The following is an 18641-nucleotide window of genomic DNA, read 5'->3' as shown; positions in this document are numbered from 1 at the left end:
GCCCGACCGAGCCGTCGATGATGGCGGATAGAAGTCTCTTCAAGCCCTTCTTGTTGTAGTTCATGCCGGACCCAAGATCCGCCACCACCTCGAAGGTCCAACCTTGCCGGGCGCAGTAGAGCTCGAGCACTTGCTTCTGGCGTTCCAGATCGTCTTTCTGGTCGTGGCTGGATACGCGGGCGTAGGCTATCGTCTTGCGGCGGGCGTCCTGCTCGGCCCGGAATTGGTCAGGGCGCAGCTTCGCAAGATCGTAGCGGCGATGGCCGCCCGGTGTGTGTTCCGCGACCAGCTTGCCTTCGGCTTCCCAGCGGCGCAGTGTCGTGATCGACACCCCGAGCACTTCCGCAGCCTCACCTATGCCTACAAATCTCTCCATTATGGAGAAATTCTCATAGATTTAGATAGGTTGCAATCGAACTGTTCTAACCCGCACAGGCCACCAACCACCGCGCTTGATAAGCCTGCCCGGCTGCATGAACGACGATCTGGCTGGCTGTCTCCTCGATTCTGTCCACGCGCGCGCCATAGACGACTTGCCCGCCGGACTGGGTGATCTTCCGCGCCAAAACCTGACAAATGAGCTGATAATCGACAATGCCGGTGGATGGGATAAACAAAGCGCCGACACCTGCGATCGCCGGTTCACGGCTGCGCAGTTCGGTCGCATCAATCCGCTCATAGGCGATATTGTTCTCATCCGCGCGTTGCGCGAGCGCTTCCATGCGGCTTGCTTCAAGGGCATTGGTTGCCACGAGATGCTTGCCGCAAACTTCAACGGGGATATCATTCTCAGCGCAGAATGCCTCGGTCGCCGCTGCCCCTTCTCGGCATAGCCGAGCTTTCAGGCTTCCTGGGGCGTAATAAATACCGGAATGGATGACGCCACTATTATGTCCGGTTTGGTGCAGGCCCGGCTGCTGCTCTTGCTCTAGCACCGTGATGCTGATGCCGGGGCGTTTGGTGAGCAAAGCATTCGCCGTTGCCAGCCCAACAATACCGCCGCCAATGATGCACACATCCTGCATGAAACCTCTGCCTCCTCGTTCGCTTTCTTAGGGCATCTCTGAATAAGTTGTCTTGAAGGGCAACGACGGCATTTCCTAAACGCTGCTTTTTGCGGGGGTGTTTGCATGCGTCAGTCGAGCTTTGCCGGAGTTGGCTTTGAGCGTTACGGCAAACCAACCTGAATTCAGCGTTCTTCACGGCGGACTAGCAATTCTTTGGGGTTTCAGACTGAGAACCGTAAAATACAACCCTTATTTTCGATCGTGCCCTGTTGGTGGTGTAGGAGGCCGGTAATCGGCCTGCCGTAGCGACCGCCGAGTGTCTGGCGGAGGCGGGCCGATCGGCGGTCACCGGGGCGGTTTTGGGGTAGCATTGGTTTGCGAACCTCAACGCGAACCCAAGGAACCATCCCGATGACCGACGACGAGATTGCGCTTTCCACGCTTCTCGAGAAGTCCTCCGATGCCAGTTGTCTGCGCGAGATAATTGGTTTTGCCGCCGAACGGCTGATGGCGCTGGAGACCGAGACGCTCTGCAACGCCGCCCCCGGCGAACGTGCGCCTAACCGTCGCAACCAGCGCAATGGCTATCGTGAGCGCGACCGGGAGACCCGTGCCGGCACGGTCGAGCTGCGCATCCCTCCGCTGGCTTCCACCGGCGCTACGCACCGGCGGAACCTTGGCCAGTTCCGCCCAAACTGCGCCGCGTCAGCTACTTTCCGGCCTTTCTGGAGCCGCGGCGCATGGCCGAGAAGGCGCTGACTGCCGTCATCCAGGAAGCCTATATCCAAGGTATTTCAACGCGCTCGGTCGATGATCTGGTCAAGGCCATGGGGCTGGAGGGCGTCAGCAAAAGCCAGGTCTCGCGCCTGTGCGGCGGATCGAAGCGCGCGTGAATGCCTTCCTCACCCGCCCGATCGAAGGGGACTGGCCCCACATCTGACTGGACGCCACCTACATCAAGGTCCGCCGCGACCACCGCATTGTTTCCACTGCGGTCATCGTCGCCGTGGGCGTGAACACCGACGGCAAGCGCGAAGTGCTCGGCATGACCACCGGCCACAGCGAAGCCGAGCCGTTCTGGGTGGAATTCCTGCGCAGTCTGGCCGGGCGCTGCCTGCGCGGCGTCAAGCTGATCATCTCCGATGCGCATGAAGGGCTGAAGGCGGCGATTTGCAAAATCTTCAGCGCCACCTGGCAACGCTGCCGCGTCCACTTCATGCGCAATGCGCTGGCCTATGCCGGCAAAACCCAGAAGCGCGTGGTCTCCGCCTGGGTCGGTACCGCCAACGCCCATAAGCAGTGGCGCAATGTCGCCGACCAAATGCTTCCACGCGTGCCAAAACTCGCCGCCCTGCTCGACGAGGCCGAAGCCGACGTCCTCGCCTACATGGACTTCCCCGCCCAGCACAGGGCAAAAATCCACTCCACCCGCTCGAGCGCCTCAATGGCGAGATCAAGCGCCGCGCCGATGTCGTTGGCATCTTCCCCAACGACGAGGCTGTAATGGACTTAAAATTCTGGGTTAATCAATTTAAAATTCTGAGTTAGTCGATTTAAGATTCTGCGTTAATCAATTTAAGATTCTGCGTTAATCAAATGTATTGTCCGTGTTGAGGAGTATGCACTTAATGGGGGGCCAAAATCAAAAAAACGGCGGAAATCCGGCATTGTCGGGCGAAGTGAGAAATTGACCCCCTGACGAATCGTAGAACTGACCCCCCTCATTTTTTGAGAGGAGGGACAGATGACGAGTGTCGGTTCAGAGAATTCTGCATTGTCGATGACGACCAACCCGCTCGAGCGCCTCAATGGCGAGATCAAGCGCCGTGCCGATGTCGTTGGCATCTTCCCCAACGACGAGGCTGTAATGGACTTAAAATTCTGAGTTAGTCAATTTAAGATTCTGCGTTAATCAATTTAAGATTCTGCGTTAATCAAATGTATTGTCCGTGTTGAGGAGTATGCACTTAATGGGGGGCCAAAATCAAAAAAACGGCGGAAATCCGGCAGTCATATTTGTCTGGCGAAATATTTGCGCTCCAGGGTAGCAAAATGAAGGACTGAAAGGCAGCATAAACGAAGTCGTCCGGCCTGTAACTGTCTTGGCCATAGCCCCGTAATTATAGGCGGGAGTGCAAGTGATAAATAATTAGTCCGCCGTGAAGAATGACGATCTCATTGATTTGAATAGATAAATTTAGCCATTTGCGCGTTTCGTTTTGCCGTAAATTGCATGTTTTGGTTCGCGTTTCTGGCAATTTGCTACGGCGCGTAGGGTTGTGATTCTGTGCTTCTGTAACGGTTTTGAGGGCGGCTATGCGACCGAGTGAAGCGCAGGATAATGGTCAGCATGATCTGCTTCGCGCCCGTCTGGATCAGATCATCGACGTGAGCCATGCGCTGGCGAAGCTGGCGCGGACGATCGACTGGCGGTTTCTGGGCGAGCAGGTCCATGCCCAGCGCGCCAAGCAGCGCGGGCCGAAAGTTTACAGCCTGCACGCCCCCGGAGGTCGAATGCATCGGCAAGGGCAAAGCCCACAAGTCCTACGAATTCGGCGTCAAGGTCTCAGTCGCAGGCAATTCGTCCCCTCCGCTGACTTTCCATCAAGCTACGCTTCACGGAACCTTGGTCAGCTTCCCCATGTCGCCGCCATGCCCGGCAATCCATATGACGACCACACCCTGGCGCGCGTGGTGCCGGAGATCACCCGCCAGATCGGCGTCAACCTGCGCCGCATTGCCGATGCCGGCTATCGCAGCCAAAACGCGCCCAAGGAACAGGGCTTGAGCGTGTTCATCTCCGGCCAGAAGCGCGGCGTCACAGATCAAATCAAACGTGAGCTACACCGCCGCTCAGCCATCGAGCCCGTCATCGGCCATCTCAAAGCTGAGCACAGAATGGACCGAAACCACCTCAAGGGACGCACAGGCGACGCAATGAACGCCATCCTTGCCGCCGTAGGATACAATTTCAGCCGGCTCCTCGCATGGATCGCACTTCTACGGGCCTGCTGCCACGCACTTACCAAACACAAACCAACCTGAATTCAGCGTTCTTCACGGCGGACGATTTAATCACCTATGGGCCGGTGTGCGTAGGTTCCCGAGAGCGGAAAGTGTATTAACCTCCGGCAGGCGGAAGCAAGCTCTCATACCCCAGCCGCCGTCGTAAGGCCGCATGCTGGGGGCTGGCGACATCCGCCAATGTATAACGATCCAGCACCGCGAGCATGGCCGCCAGAGCCTCATCCAATATGGATTCAAGACGGCAAGCACCACGAATCGCGCAGCTTCCTGCCCCTTGGCACTCGGCCAGCGCCATTTCCGGCTCCAACGCACGGACCACGTCACCGATCCCAATCTGGTCAGCGGCACGCGCCAGACGTATCCCGCCATTTCGCCCGCGGATGGTATCGATCAACCCCGCCTGCCCCAGCCGATGCACGACCTTAGTCATGTGGTTTTCAGAAATCTGGTAAGCCTGCGAGATCTCCGCGATCATGGCCAGTTTCTCCGGCGCCAGCGCCAGATAAATCAATGTCCGAAGGCCATAATCGGTGAAACGGGTAAGGTGCATAATCTCTGCCTACCAAGCACCCTCCCGTGCATCAATGCGGTAAACGCTCGGCATAGAGTTGCGTTTCCGGTACAGCTTTGTCCAGCGCCACGGCCTCTATGCTCTCCAGCATCCGGGGCGGGCCGCAAACGTAAATATCCGGTACCAACGCCGTCCCTATCAAGTAAGCCTCCAACGCGTCCGCCGCCGTACCGGTAAAGCCGAACCAACCCGGCTGCGGGTGCCATACTGCCAGCGTGACCCCAAGTTGCGGCAAAGCGGCCCGCAAGGTCTCAAGTTCAGAATCCGGCAGTAACTCCTGCTCCCGGTTCGCGGCATAAATCAGATGCACCGGCGTGCTGTCCTGAAACTCACCCATATGACGCAGCATGGATAAAATTGGCGCCATGCCGCACCCACCCGCCACCAGAACACGTGGACGCGGGCTAGCTTCATCCAGAACAAAGCTGCCCAGCGGACCACGCACCATCAACTCGTCCCCCACCTTGGCTCTGGCCGACAGCCAGCCTGTGAAAGCACCGCCGGGTACCAGCCTGATCAAAAACTCTAGGTGCCCCTCCCAATTGGGCAAATTTGCCAGGGAGTATGCGCGCTTCACGCCCAGCGACGGAACCGAAAGCTCCATATATTGCCCCGGGACAAACTCCGCCCCCTGCCCCATAACCGGATCAGACTTTAATAATAGGCTCAACGCCACGGTGCCCGCCGCAACCTCTTTCAGCCCGGTGATAACCGCCTCCCGTTCTGGGATCTGCTGGCGGGAAATTTGGGCGTCCGCGTAAGGCAGCGCCACCGTCACATCGCCCTGCGGCTGGCAGCGACAGAGCAGCACGCCTCCTGGCCCGGTGGGAATCGCCTGCGGATTATGCGGCCCCATTTCATAGCTGCCTTCCAGCACATGCGCGGCGCAAAGACCGCAACTGCCCTCATGACACATAGCGGGCGGGTAAAGCCCCGCCGCCTCAGCCGCCGCCATGATGTTCTGGCCTTCGGCGCATGCAACATCCAGCCGCACCGCATCATTAGTGATCAACGTCACGTTCATATCAGTCTTCCTTGCCCCCGGCTTTTCGGGCCGGAGGCGGTGAGGAGTTTACGCGGCCTGCCGGGTCAGGGCCGCCTGAATATCCGCCTCTGCCGTGGTAATCGGCTGCACGCCGAATTTCTCCACCAGTACATTCAGCAAGGTCGGTGTCAGGAAGGCCGGCAGGCTTGGCCCGAGGCGTACATTGCGCACCCCCAGCGCCAGGAGTGTCAGCAGCACGGCGGCAGCCTTCTGCTCGAACCAGGAAACAACCAACGTCAGCGGCAAGTCGTTCACCCCACACCCAAAGGCATTGGCCAGCGCCGTGGCAATCTGGATGGCAGAATAGGTATCATTGCACTGACCGACATCCAGCAAGCGCGGCAGACCAGCTACCTCACCATGGTCATGCATGTTGAAACGATATTTACCGCAACCCAGCGTCAGCAGCATCGTATCCTTGGGGGCGTGGTCCGCGAAGTCTGTATAGTAATTGCGCCCCGGCGCAGCACCGTCACACCCTCCGATCAAGAAGAAATGCCGGATGTCGCCACTCTTCACAGCATTGATCACCGTTTCCGCGGCACCCAGAACCGTCTCACGCGCGAAGCCGACCTGGATGGTCTTGGCGGGTGCGGCTTCGGCAAAGCCCGGCATAGCCTGGGCCGCCTGAATCACCTGCGCATAATCGTCATTCTGGATATGACGGATACCCGGCCAACCCACTGGCCCGGCGGTGAAGATACGGTTGCGATAAGCAGGCTGCGGCTCGATCAAGCAGTTGGAGGTCATGACGATCGGCCCGGGGAAGGCCGCAAATTCCTGCTGCTGATTCTGCCAGGCCGTGCCGTAATTACCCACCAGATGCGGGTAAGCATGCAGCTTGGGATAACCATGGGCGGGCAGCATCTCACCATGGGTATAGACGTTGATGCCCTTATCTTTGGTGGCCTCTAGAATATTGTGCAGGTCGCGTAGGTCATGCCCGGAGACCAGAATAGCCTTACCCGCAACCGGCGTGGTCAGCACCTGAGTAGGCACAGGCGCACCAAAGCGGCCGGTATTGGCAGCGTCCAACACTTCCATCACAGTAAAGTTCAGCCGCCCAAGCGCCAGGGCCTCTGCCAACAACGCATTGATATCATCCGGGTCCGTGGCCAAGAACGCCAGTGCGTGAGCAACGCCTGCGTAAATCTCATCGCGCGCCTCACCCAAAACCTCGGCGTGGTGAGCGTAAGCCGCGACACCTTTCAGCCCGTACAGGATCAGCGCCCTCAGCCCGATCACATCTTCGCCCACCAGATCCAACCCGGCGCGGACAGAAGCAATATTTGCCTGGGCCAGCAGCCCCGGCAGATCCGTGGCAGGCTGGAAGCTAACGGCCGCGCTCAAACCGGACACATCGCCCCCGGCGGCGGCCAGAGCATCACGCAGCCGGTCACGAATACGAGCAGCCTCAGCGATTAACCCAGTGAATACCGCACGGTTGAAATTGACGTTGGTGAGCGTGGTGAACAACGCATAAAGAGTAAAGCTGTCCGCTGCTTGGTCTGGCTTGCCTAACGCGCGTAGGCGCTCGCTCAACTGACCGATGCCTTTAAGCTGGTAGATCAGCAAATCCTGCAAATCGGCGGTGGTTTCATCCTTACCGCATACGCCCTTGGTGCTGGCACACCCGGCTTGGCCGTTTACATGCGCTGTCTGCTCACACTGAAAACAAAACATATGGCTTGTCCCCTGAATTGGTCCCGCCCTGACATGCGCCCGTGCGGGGCATATAAGGTGCATTTCTTATGAACCTTTTTGGACAAGCCAACCTATGATCCAGATCAAAGATTCAAAATTCTTGCGTTAACTCATCCCTGGTAGGCCGGACGGCAACCAGATCAATCAACGCAGACATGCCGGAATGCCCGCCCCCTTCCTCGATCACACTGTCGTGAGCGCGCAGTTCCACAATTTCCATATCGCTGAACGCATCACGCAGTTGCGCCTCCGTATAAAGCTGGTCGATCTCTGGTGGGCCACCGGTTTTATAGGCACGTTGTTCCGGCCGGTAGCCTTGCATCAACAACACCCCGCCAGGCTTTAAAGCGCGCTTGAGGTGCGTGAAAAAAGCCTGCCGTTCATCCGGCGTGATGAATTGCACAAAAATCGCCGCCACCACATCGTAAGCTGCTTCAGGCCAGGTCCAGTCTGTTACATCCACCTGTTCCCAATTCAGTGACAGCCCCCGCGACGCGGCGAGGCGTTTGGCCTTGGCAATCGCGGCGGCGGAAAGCTCGATGGCATGCACCTGCGCCCCCAACCCCGCGAGGAACACACCATTGCGCCCCTCACCATCCGCCACCGCCAGAACCCGGTCACCGGGCTTGATCCGCTTCGCCTGTGACACCAAAAACGCATTCGGCGTCTCGCCAAATATATAAGTGTCAGTCGCGGCGAAACGCTGCTCCCAAAACTGCCCGCGGCTTAGCTCTGGCATACTCGTTCCTTACTCGAACGCCACGCCAGGCTTCACGCCCAACTTTTTCAACAGCATGGCCGCCGGGCAGAAGCCCGTGAAGCCTGTCTGCAGCAGATTCAGCCCCACCAAAGCGGTCAGTATTAACCACCATTGCGAGAATAGCAGCGTCAAAACGACGCTCACCAGCACCATTACCCCCGCGAAAGACAATACAGCTTTATCAATCGTCATCGTCATCTCCTATCGGGACAAAGATTGGTTGACCCATTGCGCGATTTGCCCGGCCGCCATGGCCCCGGCCTGTTGCGCCACCAGCCTGCCGCTGGAAAACAGCAGCAAAGAGGGAATTGACCGGATACCATAGCGCGACATGGTTTGCGGCGCGGCGTCGGCATCCAACTTCAACAAACGCACACGCGGTTCTAGTAACGTGGCGGCCTGGGCGAATTGCGGCGCCATCGTGCGGCAAGGGCCGCACCAATTCGCCCACACATCAACCAGAACCGGGATGCCATCATGCGTGACGTGTTTGGCTAAACGCACTTCATCCACCGCCAAGGGCTGAGCGGAAAACAGCGGCTTGTGACAAGCGCCACAGCGCGGAGCGTCAGCCAGCCTTTCCTCCGGCACACGGTTGAGCGCCGCGCAATCAGGGCAAACCAGCGTGATGCCGCTCATATTTTCCTTCCTCTCATTTCGTCCTTCCACCAAAAACCGTTTCGAAAGACGATATTGCTTTTGTATTCGATTTTTCGTATATTCGCAATAATGAAAGTTGATGCCAAAACCATGCAGACAGCCGCAGGTCAGGCGAGCGATTTGCTGAAGTCGCTCTCCAACCCGCATCGTTTGATGATCCTTTGCCAGTTGCTGGAAGGGGAACGCTCCGTTGGCGATCTAGCGGGGTTTTTAGATTTGCGGAGTTCAACCGTCTCTCAACATCTGGCCCTGTTACGGCGGGAAGGGCTGGTGACCGCGCGACGTGATGCCCAGACCATGTATTATGCCGTCGCCAGCCTTCCGGCGCAGCGTGTTCTGCAAACTTTGTTCGAGCTGTTTTGCATGCCGAGCACGTTATGCGGCGCAACGCCGTAATCAGCGCTGATTTATAAATATAAGAGTATACGCATGACACCTTACGAAGCTCTGGGCGGCGCGCCCGTGCTGCGGGAATTCACGCAGCGTTTTTATGCGCTCATGGACGAATTGCCAGAGGCCAAAGCCTGCCGGGATATCCACCCGAAGGATCTGACCCGCAGCGAGGAAAAGCTGTTTGAGTTTCTCTCCGGCTGGCTGGGCGGCCCGCCTTTATTCACTGAGAAATACGGCCCGCCGATGCTGCGCCGCCGTCACTTCCCCGCCAAAATTGGTACGGCGGAAGCCGATGGGTGGCTGCTTTGCTTCCGTCAGGCGTGGGGTGAGGTAATGCGCGATCATAAATTGGGCGAAGCATTGCTGCCGCAGGTAGAAGCGCTGGGTCGGCACATGATCAATCAGAGCTGAGACACAAAAAAACCGGACGGCGGTGCGACCCGCCGTCCGGCCATTTTACCCGGTCAGGACACCAGTCTTATGCCGCCGCTAGCGTGGTGGATTTCTGCTTCACAACGCCCAGAACCAGCGCGGTCAGTACGCTGCCCGCTACAATGGCAAAAGCGTAAATGCCAAGATGTGTCACCGCGTTGGGGATCGGCAGCACAAAGATCCCGCCGTGCGGAACCTTCAGTTCCACGCCCGCAGCCATGGAGATTGCCCCCGCCAAGGCCGAGCCCGCCATATTCGCGGGAATAACACGGAACGGGTCACGGGCAGCAAAGGGAATGGCACCTTCTGTAATAAAGGAGAAGCCAAGCGCCGCCGTGGAAACACCGGCTTCACGCTCTTCCTCCGTAAAGCGGCCAGGAAACAAAAAGGTCGCCAGCGCCACACCCAGCGGCGGTGTCATGCCAGCAGCCATCACGGCTGCCATCGGCGTGTAGATCTGCGCGGAGAGCAGCCCAACCGCGAACGCATATGCCGCCTTGTTGACCGGGCCGCCCATGTCGAACGCCATCATCGCCCCCAGCAACAGCCCCAGCACAATGGCGGAAGAGCCCTGCATGGATTTCAGCACATGGGTCATGAAGGTCATAATGTCGGCAATGGGCGTACCGATCACATAGACCATCGCCAACCCAGTCACCAATGTGCTGACCAGCGGCAGAATCAACACAGGCTTCAGGCCCTCCAGCGAGCGCGGCAATTTGAGAATGCCGTTGAACCAGGAAGTGAAATACCCGGCCAGGAAGCCAGCCGCGATCGACCCCAAAAAGCCCGCGCCGGTCAGAGAAGCCAGCAAGCCGCCGATCATACCCGGCGCCAGACCCGGCCTGTCAGCAATGGACCAGGCGATAAACCCGCCTAAAATCGGCACGAACAAGGTAAAGGCGGATTTGGCCCCGATCTCGAACAACGCGCCCGCGAAAGTGTGTGCGTGGCTAGGCTCCGTGGCGTAAATGCCGCCGAATGCAAAGGCCAACGCAATCAACAGCCCACCCGCCGTGACGAACGGGATCATATAAGATACGCCGGTCATCAGATGCTTATACGGGCCAGTTTTAATCTGCTTGGCTTTTTGCCTCGTTGCAGGCCCCGTGGCACTGCCATGCAGGCTCGCCTCCGCGAAAGCGCGCTTGATGAGATTCTGCCCATCATTGATCGCGGGCTTGGTTCCAGACAAGAACAGTTGCTTACCCGTGAAGCGGGATAGTTCCACCTGTCGGTCGGCGGCGATAAGCACGAGGTCCGCCGCCTCAATTTCCTCAGGCGTTAGAGGCGTCTGCGCACCGACGGAGCCTTGCGTCTCCACCCTGATCTCGTGTCCCAGCGCGGCCGCCGCCTGCTGCAACCCCTCGGCGGCCATAAATGTATGGGCAATGCCGGTGGGACAGGAGGTGATGGCGACAATTTTTTTCGCTGCCGGCTTTTCCCCAGTAAGGACTGCGGCGGGGTCGGCCAGAACCTGCTCAATGCTCGCATTCCGGCGTGCGGCAGGGCCCTCAGGCAATACGGCCCCCTCACCCACCAGCAACGCGAGGTTAGCGCCTTGCATCTGCGCGGGGGTGAGCTTGTTCAGCACTCCCTCGGCAGTGTGGACCTCTACCTCAATGCTCTTGCCTTGAGCCTTGGCCTCCTTACGCAACGCTTCGGCGGCCAGTACCCCCTGCACGACGGCACCGCCCGCGGCGACCGACGCGATGATTTCTGTCATATTTCCATCCCTCCAGCCTTTACCTTTATCTCTAGGTTTTGCAGTTGAACCTGATCCGCCAGGGTTTCGACGTCCTGACGCGGCGGCAGGTTGGCACCCGGCCGCAATAATTTTCCGGCAGCAAAAGCGGTGCCGAGACGGGCAATACGGTCCAGTGCCGCCCCCTCGCGCAGACCGGCCAGAATACCCGCCATCATCGCATCCCCGGCACCCACGGTGCTCAACGCGCGCAACGGCGGCAGAGACGCACGCAGCGCCTGTTTTGCCGTCACAAACAAAGCCCCTTCCGCGCCGAGCGACACCACCACCAGTTCCACACCACGCGCGTTCAACTCATGCGCGGCTTCAAGCAGGGCGTCGTCATCCGCAAGCTCATGGCCAACGAACTCCTCAAGCTCCGCCCGGTTAGGCTTGATGGCAAACGGCAGCACTGCGCCGCTCAGCCCGGCTTTTAGCGGCGCGCCGGATGTATCAAGCAGCACGCGTACGCCACGTGCGGCCAGCCGGCTCAGAAGCGTGGCGTAAAATGCTGGCTCAATGTCAGCAGGCAGGCTGCCAGCCAGCAACGCCAACCCTCCCGGTACGCACAGCTCCTCCACCCTGTCAGCCAGAGTGTTTTGCATCTCAGCCGGTACAGTGAGACCAGGCAGGTTAATGTCCGTGGTGTCACCGTCATGGCTGAGCTTGATGTTGGTGCGTGTCTCACCGGGGACACGCAGGAAACCATCGGCAATTCCCTTAGCAGCAAACAAGGCCGTAAAGGCCGCTTGATTGTCCGCACCCAGAATGCCACTCGCGGTGAGCGCATTGCCGCTCCAATCCGCGAGGCAGGAAGCGACATTCACCCCTTTGCCACCCGCATGCAAAGCCGCCCCCCTGGCGCGATGCACTTCGCCCGGCACAAGATGGTCCAGCAGAATCGTCTGATCCAGCGCCGGGTTCAGGGTAACGGTGAGAATGGCCGCGCTCATGGCAAGTCCAGCGCCCGCACCTCAGCAGCGGTGGCGGCATCCAAAGCCTTTTCCGCCAGCGAAGCCAGGGCTGAGAAAGCCACGCCACGCAATTTGGCTTTCACGGCGGGAATATCGCGCGGGGTCATGGAAAGCTCGCTCACACCCAGCCCAGCCAGCAAGGCCGCTCCCAGCGCATCACCCGCGATACCGCCACACACGCCCACCCAGCGCCCATGCGCCTTGGCGCCCTTCACGGTCTGGGCAATCAGTCGCAGTACAGCGGGGTGCAGGCTGTCTGCTTCAGCCGCAAGCTCCGGGTTCTGCCGGTCGATCGCAAGCGTATATTGCGTGAGATCGTTGGTGCCGATGGAGAAGAAGTCACAATGCGCGGCCAAGCTATCCGCCTGGATGGCGGCGGCAGGAACTTCGATCATAATGCCGATAGGCAACACAGGCCCACTCACCGCCGCGCGCACCTCCTCGCAGATTTCCCGCAACCTGATAATCTCGCCCACAGAGGTGACCATCGGGAACATGATGGAGACGTTTCCGCCTTCCGCCGCCGCGCGGTAGATGGCGCGTAATTGAGGAATCAGTAGATCCTGCCGGCGCAACAAAAGCCTAGCCCCCCGCACACCCAGGAACGGGTTTTCCTCCCGCGGCAGATGCAGGTGCGCGACCTGCTTATCTCCGCCAATATCCAACGCGCGGATAATAAGCGGACGGTCACCCAAGGCATCGATCATGCCTCGATAAATCGCGTGCTGCTCATCTTCGCTGGGCGTTGCGCCGGTTTCCAGAAACAGGAATTCCGTGCGCATCAGCCCAACCCCCTCTGCCCCCTCAGACAGCGCGACAGGCACTTGGTCCGGCCGGTTCACATTAGCGGCGACCTCGATATGCACACCGTCTGTGGTGGTGGCCGGACGAGCACGTTCGGCCTCTTCCTTCTCGCGGGTGGCCCGCAAGTCCGCCGCCCAGGCTTCCGCCGAGGCGACATCCTCTGGCGAGGGATTCAGGTAGAGACGGCCGGTCTGGCCATCAGCAATAGCGAGTTGACCTGAGATCGCCTCCTGGGCCAGCGTCTCCCCACCTGCAACAATCGCGGGCAGTCCCAGAGTGCGGGCCAGAATGGCACTGTGTGAAGTGGGACCACCCTGGATCATCGCCAGCGCCAGCACACGGTGCGTGTCCAGCCCCGCTGTGTCGGAAGGTGAAAGGTCCTGCGCCACCAGAATACAGGGATCTTCTGGAAGGCCGGAGAGTGAGCCAGCGGCGATGGACGGGTCCAACCACGACAGCACCCGGCGCCCGACATCCCGTAGATCCGCCGCGCGTGCGGCAAGAACCGGATTCCCAAGTGCTGAGAGACGTGCGGCCATGCGGTTCACCGCCTCGTTCCAGGCCCAGGCGGGACCATGGCCTTCAACCATCAACTGGCAGCTCAGCGTGATCAGGTCAGAATCATTCAACAGTTCGACCTGCGCCTTAAAGATTTGCGCATCCTGCGCGCCGAGACGCCGGGCCGTATCATCCGCCAAGGCTGCAAGCTGCTGACGGGTGTTGGTGAGCGCCTCATGCAGCAGATTACCACCTTCGGAGAGCGCCACCGGCTGATCTGGGATCTCCAAAATCTCGCTCCCAAGCACATGCAGCTTGCCAATTGCCAAGCCCGGGCTGGCGGCAATGCCGGAAATGGTCAGCGGGTTGCCGGGCGGCGTCCAGCCGCGAACCGGGGCAGCAGCTTGTTTGGCAGCGGCGCGGGCGGCATCCGCCACCTCTTGCGCGGTGAGGCCGGTAATCTTGGCCCGCAAGGCGGCCAAAGCCGTCTCAGCCCCCTCACCTTCTGCTGAAACAGTGATTTCATCGCCTTTGCGCAGACCGAGCTGAAGCAGCGCCACGAGGTTACGCGCATCCGCCACCTCCTGATTGTGGCGCACGCGTACGGGCACGCCATTGGCACGCACCACATCCACCCAGGCGCTGGCCGGGCGAGCGTGAAGGCCGGTGGGGTATTCCACAACCCAGCTGAAGGACTGGTTGAAATCGTTTGCAGCCGCAGGCGCGACGCGAGGTGCGTCGCTGGCTAGACGGTGCACAACTTCATCGGCATCATTCGTGGTGAAAAGAGCCTGAAGCTTGGCGTCATCCTGAATCAGGCGGGTCAATCGGCGCAGAATGGTAATATGTGCATCACCCTGGGCGGCGATCGCGACCACCAGATGTGCCACCTGCCCAGGATTCCACTCGACACCTTCGGGGATTTGCAGAACGGCGATCCCATCCCGGCGGATGAGCCCCTTATCTTCCCCCATGCCATGCGGGATGGCCACACCATGGCCCAGGAAAGTATTGGCCACAGCTTCGCGGCGCAGCATGGATTCCACGAATTCCGGCGCCACGCAGCCCGCCGCCACAAGAAGCTGGCAGGCTTCCGCAATGGCGGCCTCCTTGCTCGCAGGGGACGCGTTCAGCCGGACAAACTCCCGGCCCAACAGATTGTCTGGTGGTGTCATCAGCATGGGCATTTCCTCTGGCTTATAGCCAGTTGTTGAAATCGTTTTCAGCCTCTTTGTCAAGCATTATTCAGCAGCGCGAAATTTCTGCAACGCACTATCCTGCGTATCTCTTGCTTTTTTCTTCCATCCGGCGCTGTTTAGTGTGAGAACGATTGCATGCCATTGCGGCAGAGCCGGAGGAAACATGACCGTTAGCATCAAAGACGTTGCAGCCATGGCGCAGGTTTCGCCTGCCACGGTGTCGCGCGCGCTGGCGGGCGGGCCGGTGAGTGCTGAACTGCGCGCCAAGGTGGAAGCGGCGGTAAAAGCGACCGGCTACCGCCCTAATCTTTCAGCCCGGCGGCTGCGTTCGCGGGATTCACAGACCATTGGGCTGATCGTGGCCGATATTTCCAACCCATTCTTCACCGCCGTTTCCCGGGCAGTGGAAGATGAAGCCTACAAAGCCGGCTTACGGGTTATTCTGTGCAACACGGATGAAAACCCCGACAAGGAGGAGATGTATCTGAAGCTAATGGAGGAGGAGCGCGTTACCGGCGTTATCTATGCCCCTACCCGCGCCACGGTTGGCAAGCTGACCCGGCAGAGCTTCAACTTCCCCATCGTGCTGATTGACCGTGCCGACGCAGTAAGCGGGCAGGATGCAGTGGTACTGGATAATTTCGCCGCCGCCGCGATGCTCGTGGAACATCTACACAGCCAAGGCTACCGGCGCATTGCCGGGCTGTTCGGTAACGCCTCAACAACCGGCGTGGAGCGACGCACGGGATATGAAGAGGCAATGCGTCGTTTCGGCCTCACGCCACAGGCGCGTTTTCTTGCCCCTTCCATCGAAGCGGCTGAAAAAGAAGCCGCAAGCTGGTTCAATAGTGGCTCAGCGCCAGAAGCCGTCATCGCCTCGAACGGGCTGTTCCTGATGGGGGTGGTTCGAGCAATGCGGGCCGCGGGTAAATCCATGCCGCGCGATTTGGCGGTGGCAGGATTTGACAATGAAAGCTGGACGGAACTGGCAGGCCCCGGCCTCACGGTGATAGAACAGCCGGTGAACGCGATTGGCCGCACCGCGATGCAGTTGCTTCTCGAGCGGCTGGAAGACCCGGATGCCCCGCGCCGCAAGGTGGTGCTTGGCGGACGCTGCGTGATACGCGGCTCAACCCAAACCCAACAAACCAGCACGGCAGGAGCTGCCTGATTATGAAGCCCCCCATCGGCCCCAAGACCCAGCTTTGCATGTCCCTCGCCGCGCGACCGGGCAACTTCGGCTCCCGCTTCCACAACCGGCTTTATGAAGGTTTGGGGCTGGATTTTATCTATAAAGCCTTCACAACAACAGATCTTCCGGCCGCGATCGGGGGGATCCGAGCGCTCGGCATACGCGGCTGCGCCATCTCCATGCCGTTCAAAGAGGAGGTGATTGCGCTGCTGGACGGGCTGGCACCTTCGGCAGCGGCGATCGACAGCGTGAATACCATTGTGAATGAGAGCGGGACGCTGACCGGCTATAATACCGATTACAGCGCCATCGCCACATTGCTAGACGAGGCAGAAATTTCACCGGCAACACCATTTCTGCTGCATGGCGCGGGTGGCATGGCCAAGGCCGTGGCCGCCGTCTTGCGCGATCGGGGGCATAAGCAAGGTACTGTTATAGCCCGGAATGAGGCGAAAGGCCGCGCTCTCGCCAGGACATATGGCTTTGCTTGGGACCATGCCCCTGAGGGCCTTTACGCGCCGCTGATCATTAACGCCACACCGCTAGGCATGGCCGGGGCAGATGCGGATAGGCTGGCTTTTCCCACCGAGAGCATTAAAGCCGCGGAAATTGTGTTTGATGTGGTAGCGTTACCTCCTGATACCCCCTTGCTGCATACCGCGCGAGAGGCAGGGAAACGTGTGATTTCGGGCGTAGATGTAGCGGTTTTACAGGCGCTGGAGCAATTTGTGCTTTATACTGGGGTGCGGCCAGAACCAGGTTTGGTAGAAGACGCAGCGCGATTTGCCAGGTGCGTGTAAGAGCTGAATACAACCTCCCTGGCTTACGCGCCTCAAAACAGCACAGCGGCAAACAGACGGTTGGCTTCCACATCTCAGGAATGCCCGAAGACTATTTGGAATTTTGTGCCTGACGCGTTTTGTTAGGTCCTTGGGAAGTGATCTTCGAACATGACTGCAAGCTGACTTCTGACAGCATGCCATTCGCGCACCGAGCGCTTCCACTCGGTGGATGTAGCATTCAAGGCCAGGTAGATCAATTTCGCTGCTGCCTCGTCATTTGGGAAGTGGCCGCGAATTCGGACAGCGCGGCGGATCTTCGCGTTCAGCGCCTCAATCGAATTCGTGATATAATTCAGCCTGCGCACCTCCGGCGGATAGTCGAGGAACGGGATGACCTCATTCCAGGCTTGGCGCCAACTCGGAAACCTTTCAATCCATCGACGACGGCGGTCAGGATGTCCTGGACACCCCGGTTGCGTAAATCGCTCAGGACCTTGGCCCAAAACTGCGCCCCCTCATTCGCCTGAAACCACAGCCCCAGCACATCCCGCCTGCCGCCGGCAGAACTGCGAGCGCTACGAAGACTTCCTTGTTTGAGATTGCCCCATCGCTGCGCCGGGTCGCCTCCATGAAGACAATCGAATAGCACGGCTCCAGTTGGCTGCTCTGCCAAGCGGCAATCTCCTCCATCTTCGCATCCGTAATTACGGAAATGAACCTCGGAGATGTCCCAACGCGATAGATTTCCCCAATATGCCCCCATATCTCGCCGAGCGTTACGCTCCAGGGCGTTGCGGCGGTGATACTTGGCGATTAACACGGGGTCAAACGTGCCTTTCTAATCCCGGGGAACGTCCAGTACAACCTAGCCTCTGTCCACGGCCATAGTTTTCTGACTGCTGTCGTTCCTCCGATTGGGCGGCTAGTTTCCCTCCTCAAGCGCCTTCCCGGTGCACACGTCATCGATCCACCCCCGTGCTCAACGCCCCTTTCCGCCAGCACCTTGCCTGCTCCGCAAAAAAGGCGCCCTTGACAAACAAATCACCTGGCGAATGACCAGCCATCAGATGATCCAAAAGTTCCCTGTCGATGCTCATACGCCGGCGCTCCTCTCAGGAAAACCACGGTTTCGGCACACAGAACTTACGGAATCTTCAATCAAATGCAGAAGAAACCAGACCTCTCTGCCTTCAGCGGAAGAGAAGCTTTGCTCATCGAAAAACAGAATCATGACACGCGATTGCCAACACAAAATCCGCTGTTACGGGGCACGGGCCTAACGGCAGCAACCGGCAATCTATCAAACACTACAACCGCCAGGACAAAAATTCATCACATTAAGTTTATAATCGGCCAAGCGAAAACACAAAAGAATACATTGTACATCCAATGATTTTATCTCATATAAAAATCCAAAATTCCTATCTTTTTTTCTCTCCGTATAATTTTTTACGAGAACCAAAATGATTGGCGCAAAACTCAACCTTCTTCTCCACCTAAGCAGGCAACAATCATAGCGAGAACGCTTCATTCATAGACACTCACCAAGCCGGTCGATTATGTTTAATTTTTTAAAAAATATTTATATTTTGGGACGTTTTGCCAGATTTTGATACTATCAACGGATATTTGAAATAAAATTAAACAAGCCCATGACTGCGTCTCAAAATATTTATCAAGCAAAGGTTGCACCAGAAGTAATTTCTGACGCCATTGGTGCGGGAAAGCGGGCACGACAATCAGGCAACCGCGAAGACGCGCTACGCTATTTCACATTAGCCATTGAGGCCGCGCCGGCGCTATCAGAACCAAAGCTAGAAGCCGCTACTGAGATGCGGGCGTTAGGCCG

The 18641-nt window shown here is 58.6% G+C and carries 16 protein-coding genes and 5 pseudogenes; 8 read left to right on the top strand and 13 right to left on the bottom strand.

Features of this window, described 5'->3' with window-relative positions; translation table 11 throughout:
- Together BUB54_RS18095 and BUB54_RS18090 are read right to left on the bottom strand one after the other, a co-directional pair.
- A partial coding sequence (locus tag BUB54_RS18095) for an IS607 family transposase (RefSeq protein WP_139284987.1) occupies nt 1-376 on the bottom strand: 376 nt, incomplete at its 3' end.
- A gap of 46 nt (nt 377-422) precedes the next feature.
- Nucleotides 423-1025: an FAD-dependent oxidoreductase gene (locus BUB54_RS18090; protein ID WP_048880616.1), complete on the bottom strand. Its 603-nt coding sequence runs from the start codon at nt 1023-1025 to the stop codon at nt 423-425.
- Nucleotides 1026-1418: 393 nt separating this feature from the next.
- Here BUB54_RS18090 and BUB54_RS20070 point away from each other — a divergent pair.
- The 3 pseudogenes from BUB54_RS20070 to BUB54_RS18065 all read left to right on the top strand — a co-directional run.
- Nucleotides 1419-2519, top strand: a pseudogene (locus BUB54_RS20070) (IS256 family transposase); the annotation flags it as partial.
- Between the two features lie 271 nt (nt 2520-2790).
- Nucleotides 2791-2883: pseudogene (locus BUB54_RS18070) on the top strand (transposase); the annotation flags it as partial.
- A 581-nt stretch (nt 2884-3464) separates the two neighbouring features.
- A pseudogene (locus tag BUB54_RS18065) lies at nt 3465-4052 on the top strand (transposase); the annotation flags it as partial.
- 76 nt (nt 4053-4128) lie between these two features.
- Here BUB54_RS18065 and BUB54_RS18060 read toward each other — a convergent pair.
- The 6 genes from BUB54_RS18060 to trxC all read right to left on the bottom strand — a co-directional run bounded on the left by BUB54_RS18060 (nt 4129) and on the right by trxC (nt 8753).
- The gene (locus BUB54_RS18060) at nt 4129-4584 is read right to left on the bottom strand and encodes an Rrf2 family transcriptional regulator (RefSeq protein ID WP_048880052.1); all 456 of its coding nucleotides are present in this window, start codon (nt 4582-4584) and stop codon (nt 4129-4131) included.
- 31 nt (nt 4585-4615) lie between these two features.
- Nucleotides 4616-5629, bottom strand: coding sequence for an FAD-binding oxidoreductase (locus BUB54_RS18055; protein ID WP_048880051.1), 1014 nt, complete (start codon nt 5627-5629; stop codon nt 4616-4618).
- Between the two features lie 48 nt (nt 5630-5677).
- Nucleotides 5678-7333: a hydroxylamine reductase gene (hcp, locus tag BUB54_RS18050; protein WP_048880050.1), complete on the bottom strand. Its 1656-nt coding sequence runs from the start codon at nt 7331-7333 to the stop codon at nt 5678-5680.
- Between the two features lie 112 nt (nt 7334-7445).
- Nucleotides 7446-8093 (bottom strand): SAM-dependent methyltransferase, encoded by a 648-nt coding sequence (locus tag BUB54_RS18045; RefSeq protein ID WP_048880049.1) that lies wholly within the window; start codon nt 8091-8093, stop codon nt 7446-7448.
- Between the two features lie 9 nt (nt 8094-8102).
- Complete coding sequence (locus BUB54_RS18040; RefSeq protein ID WP_048880048.1) at nt 8103-8306, bottom strand: YgaP family membrane protein; 204 nt, start codon at nt 8304-8306, stop codon at nt 8103-8105.
- Between the two features lie 9 nt (nt 8307-8315).
- Entirely contained in the window at nt 8316-8753 is a 438-nt protein-coding gene (gene trxC / locus BUB54_RS18035; protein ID WP_048880047.1) for a thioredoxin TrxC, read from the bottom strand.
- Between the two features lie 90 nt (nt 8754-8843).
- Here trxC and BUB54_RS18030 point away from each other — a divergent pair, with 90 nt between their 5' ends.
- On the top strand, nt 8844-9170 hold the full coding sequence (locus BUB54_RS18030) for an ArsR/SmtB family transcription factor (RefSeq protein WP_048880046.1): 327 nt from the start codon (nt 8844-8846) through the stop codon (nt 9168-9170).
- Between the two features lie 33 nt (nt 9171-9203).
- Nucleotides 9204-9578, top strand: coding sequence for a group II truncated hemoglobin (locus BUB54_RS18025; RefSeq protein WP_048880045.1), 375 nt, complete (start codon nt 9204-9206; stop codon nt 9576-9578).
- Nucleotides 9579-9645: 67 nt separating this feature from the next.
- Here BUB54_RS18025 and BUB54_RS18020 read toward each other — a convergent pair whose 3' ends face one another.
- The 3 genes from BUB54_RS18020 to ptsP are packed head-to-tail and all read right to left on the bottom strand — an operon-like array spanning nt 9646 to nt 14800.
- Nucleotides 9646-11325 carry a fructose-specific PTS transporter subunit EIIC gene (locus BUB54_RS18020; protein WP_048880044.1) on the bottom strand — a complete coding sequence of 560 codons (1680 nt, stop codon included), beginning with the start codon at nt 11323-11325 and terminating at the stop codon, nt 9646-9648.
- Nucleotides 11322-12296: a 1-phosphofructokinase gene (gene pfkB / locus BUB54_RS18015; RefSeq protein ID WP_048880043.1), complete on the bottom strand. Its 975-nt coding sequence runs from the start codon at nt 12294-12296 to the stop codon at nt 11322-11324. Before pfkB ends, BUB54_RS18020 begins: the two co-directional genes overlap by 4 nt.
- Nucleotides 12293-14800, bottom strand: a complete 2508-nt coding sequence (ptsP, locus tag BUB54_RS18010; protein ID WP_048880042.1) for a phosphoenolpyruvate--protein phosphotransferase — start codon at nt 14798-14800, stop codon at nt 12293-12295. The genes pfkB and ptsP overlap by 4 nt, the downstream gene beginning before the upstream one ends.
- Nucleotides 14801-14981: 181 nt before the next feature.
- Here ptsP and BUB54_RS18005 point away from each other — a divergent pair, with 181 nt between their 5' ends.
- Both BUB54_RS18005 and BUB54_RS18000 read left to right on the top strand, forming a co-directional pair.
- Entirely contained in the window at nt 14982-15989 is a 1008-nt protein-coding gene (locus BUB54_RS18005) for a LacI family DNA-binding transcriptional regulator (RefSeq protein WP_048880041.1), read from the top strand.
- A 2-nt stretch (nt 15990-15991) separates the two neighbouring features.
- A complete protein-coding gene (locus BUB54_RS18000; RefSeq protein WP_048880040.1) occupies nt 15992-16810 on the top strand; it encodes a shikimate 5-dehydrogenase in 819 nt (272 codons plus the stop codon).
- A gap of 122 nt (nt 16811-16932) precedes the next feature.
- Here the strand turns inward: BUB54_RS18000 and BUB54_RS22240 are convergent.
- Nucleotides 16933-17229, bottom strand: a pseudogene (locus BUB54_RS22240) (transposase); the annotation flags it as partial.
- A pseudogene (locus tag BUB54_RS22235) lies at nt 17145-17536 on the bottom strand (transposase). The pseudogenes BUB54_RS22240 and BUB54_RS22235, both read right to left, overlap by 85 nt.
- A 908-nt stretch (nt 17537-18444) precedes the next feature.
- Here BUB54_RS22235 and BUB54_RS21295 point away from each other — a divergent pair.
- Nucleotides 18445-18641 (top strand): hypothetical protein (locus BUB54_RS21295; protein ID WP_217652548.1); only part of this gene is annotated, 197 nt, incomplete at its 3' end.

It is taken from the genome of Acidocella aminolytica 101 = DSM 11237, assembly GCF_900129125.1.
Taxonomy (GTDB): domain Bacteria; phylum Pseudomonadota; class Alphaproteobacteria; order Acetobacterales; family Acetobacteraceae; genus Acidocella; species Acidocella aminolytica.
This window is presented reverse-complemented; position numbering and strand designations above follow the sequence as displayed.

Bases quoted from the DNA above. Each gene is read 5' to 3' on its own strand.
- BUB54_RS18060 (WP_048880052.1), bottom strand. From the start codon at position 4,584: ATGCACCTTACCCGTTTCACCGATTATGGCCTTCGGACATTGATTTAT.
- BUB54_RS18030 (WP_048880046.1), top strand. From the start codon at position 8,844: ATGAAAGTTGATGCCAAAACCATGCAGACAGCCGCAGGTCAGGCGAGC.
- BUB54_RS18055 (WP_048880051.1), bottom strand. From the start codon at position 5,629: ATGAACGTGACGTTGATCACTAATGATGCGGTGCGGCTGGATGTTGCA.
- BUB54_RS18000 (WP_048880040.1), top strand. From the start codon at position 15,992: ATGAAGCCCCCCATCGGCCCCAAGACCCAGCTTTGCATGTCCCTCGCC.
- hcp (WP_048880050.1), bottom strand. From the start codon at position 7,333: ATGTTTTGTTTTCAGTGTGAGCAGACAGCGCATGTAAACGGCCAAGCC.
- pfkB (WP_048880043.1), bottom strand. From the start codon at position 12,296: ATGAGCGCGGCCATTCTCACCGTTACCCTGAACCCGGCGCTGGATCAG.
- BUB54_RS18040 (WP_048880048.1), bottom strand. From the start codon at position 8,306: ATGACGATTGATAAAGCTGTATTGTCTTTCGCGGGGGTAATGGTGCTG.
- BUB54_RS18090 (WP_048880616.1), bottom strand. From the start codon at position 1,025: ATGCAGGATGTGTGCATCATTGGCGGCGGTATTGTTGGGCTGGCAACG.
- BUB54_RS18005 (WP_048880041.1), top strand. From the start codon at position 14,982: ATGACCGTTAGCATCAAAGACGTTGCAGCCATGGCGCAGGTTTCGCCT.
- trxC (WP_048880047.1), bottom strand. From the start codon at position 8,753: ATGAGCGGCATCACGCTGGTTTGCCCTGATTGCGCGGCGCTCAACCGT.
- ptsP (WP_048880042.1), bottom strand. From the start codon at position 14,800: ATGCTGATGACACCACCAGACAATCTGTTGGGCCGGGAGTTTGTCCGG.
- BUB54_RS18025 (WP_048880045.1), top strand. From the start codon at position 9,204: ATGACACCTTACGAAGCTCTGGGCGGCGCGCCCGTGCTGCGGGAATTC.
- BUB54_RS18020 (WP_048880044.1), bottom strand. From the start codon at position 11,325: ATGACAGAAATCATCGCGTCGGTCGCCGCGGGCGGTGCCGTCGTGCAG.
- BUB54_RS18045 (WP_048880049.1), bottom strand. From the start codon at position 8,093: ATGCCAGAGCTAAGCCGCGGGCAGTTTTGGGAGCAGCGTTTCGCCGCG.